Source organism: Streptomyces sp. NPDC006265, assembly GCF_040613555.1.
In the GTDB taxonomy this organism is placed as follows: Bacteria; Actinomycetota; Actinomycetes; order Streptomycetales; family Streptomycetaceae; genus Streptomyces.
In genome coordinates this window covers 1-2,207 of sequence record NZ_JBEXSH010001174.1, presented here as the reverse complement: position 1 = coordinate 2,207, position 2,207 = coordinate 1, and the positions used below count along the sequence as shown (strand labels likewise).

1 protein-coding gene is annotated in these 2,207 nt (G+C 74.4%); it reads right to left on the bottom strand.

Annotated features, from left to right (window positions below):
- A partial coding sequence (gene tmk / locus ABZ281_RS46710) for a dTMP kinase (RefSeq protein ID WP_356664622.1) occupies window positions 1-2,207 on the bottom strand: 2,207 nt, incomplete at both ends.

The following is a 2,207-nucleotide window of genomic DNA, read 5'->3' as shown; positions in this document are numbered from 1 at the left end:
CCTCCAGCTCGCGGCGCTTGCGCTCCTCCTCCTCGGCGCGCAGCTTGGCGAGCTGCTCCTGGCGCTCACGCTCGAGGCGCTCCTCCTCGGCCTTGCGGGCGGCCTCTTCCTCGGCCTTGCGGCGGGCTTCCTCCTCGGCCTTCTTCCGCGCCTCCTCCTGGGCCTTGACCTCGGCCTCGGACAGCGGCAGCACCTGGTCGAGCCGGTGCCTGATGACCGTCGTGACCGCCTCGGGCTCCTGGCCTGCGTCCACCACCAGGTACCGCCCGGCGTCGGCCGCGGCCAGAGTGAGGAATCCGGCCCGCACCCGCACGTGGAACTCGGCGGGCTCCGACTCCAGCCGGTCCGGCGCCTCGGTGAACCGCTCGCGCGCGGTCTCCGGCGCGACGTCCAGCAGCACGGTCAGATGCGGCACGAGTCCGTTCGTCGCCCAGCGGTTGATCCGGGCGATCTCGGTCGGCGACAGGTCACGGCCGGCGCCCTGGTAGGCCACGGACGAGTCGATGTACCGGTCGGAGATGACGACCGCGCCACGCTCCAGGGCGGGCCGTACGACGGTGTCGATGTGCTCGGCCCGGTCGGCCGCGTACAGCAGCGCCTCCGCGCGGTGGGACAGACCCGCGCTCGACACGTCCAGCAGGATCGACCGCAGCCGCTTGCCCACCGGCGTCGCACCGGGCTCACGTGTCAGCACGACCTCGTGGCCCTTGGCGCGGATCCACTCGGCCAGCGCCTCGGCCTGTGTGGACTTGCCGGCCCCGTCGCCGCCCTCCAGGGCGATGAAGAAGCCGGAGGCCGCGGCCCCCTGCTCCGGGTCGTCGCCGCCGAGCAGCGCGTCCTTCAGGTCCTGCCGCAGCGGCACACCGGAACGGTCGTCGACCTTGGCCAGCACCAGCGCGGCGACCGGCAGCAGCAGGGCACCGGCCAGCATCAGCGTGAAGGCCGCGCCGCCGTGCGCGAAGACGAACTTGCCGCTCTCCAGCCGGTGCGGCCCGATCACCGCCGCCACCAGCGGGGCGATCACAGCGCCGAGCGCCACACAGACCCGGACGACCGCGTGCAGGTGCTCCGTCGTGCGGGGGCGCCGGTACTCCTCGGCCTCCTGGTCGAGGAGGGTGTGCCCGATGTTGGCGGACAGGCCCGCGCCGACGCCGGCCAGCGCGAGGATCAGCAGCACGGTGGTGACGTCCGGGACCAGACCGGCGACCAGTAGGGCGACGCCGGTGAAGGCGATCGTCAGCGCGAGCAGCCGGCGGCGCGACAGGGCGGGCACCAGGGCGGGCGCCGTACGGATGCCGATGACGACACCGCCGGTCAGCGCGGCCACGAACAGGCCGTAGAGCACGGGGCCGCCGCCCAGATCCTTGGCGTGCAGCACGGCCACGGCGACGGCGGCCGACACCGCGGCGGCGACGGCCGCGCACGACAGGACCAGCAGCGGCATCGCGCCGGTGCGGCCCTTGTCGGTGCCGGTGCCGGTCTTCGGGCGGCGCAGCCCTTCGAGCGGCGACCGCGCGCGCGGCGTGCGCGTGCCGGGCAGTTCCAGGAACGTCAGCACGGACAGGGACGCGGCGAACAGCCCGGCGGCCACGTAGGAGGCGAGGGCCGCCTGGTGCTGGCCGAACCAGTCGATGCCGGCGCCCAGCAGGTTGTTGAACAGGGCCGCGACGACCAGCGCGACGGCCGCGAGGGGGATCGCCACGAAGCCGGTGCGCAGCGACAGGCGGCGCAGGGCGTCCATGTGGTCGGGCAGCGGCCGGACTGTCGCACCCTCCGGCGGCGGGGCGGGGAGCAGCGCGGGCGCCGCGCTCTCGCGGCACACCGACCAGAACCGCTCGGCGACCCCGGCGACGAAGGCCGTGACGAGGAGGACGGCCAGTGCGTTCTCGGGCGTCCAGTCGATCCACAGGGGCGCGACGATGAGCAGCGCGGCGCGCAGCCCGTCGGCACCCACCATGGTCCAGCGCCGGTCGAGCGGGCCGTCCTGCGAGGTGAGCGCGGTGAGCGGGCCGAGCAGAACGGCGCCGAACAGGAGCGTCGCGAGGATGCGCACCCCGAAAACGGTCGCCACTGCGAACGCCACGCCCCGGTAACCGCCCCCGAACGAGCCTTCGGCGACAGCCGCCTGAAGGGCCAGGAGGACCAGCACGAGAAGGGCGAGGGTGTCCCCCACGCCGCCCACGAGCTGTGCGCTCCACAACCGCTTC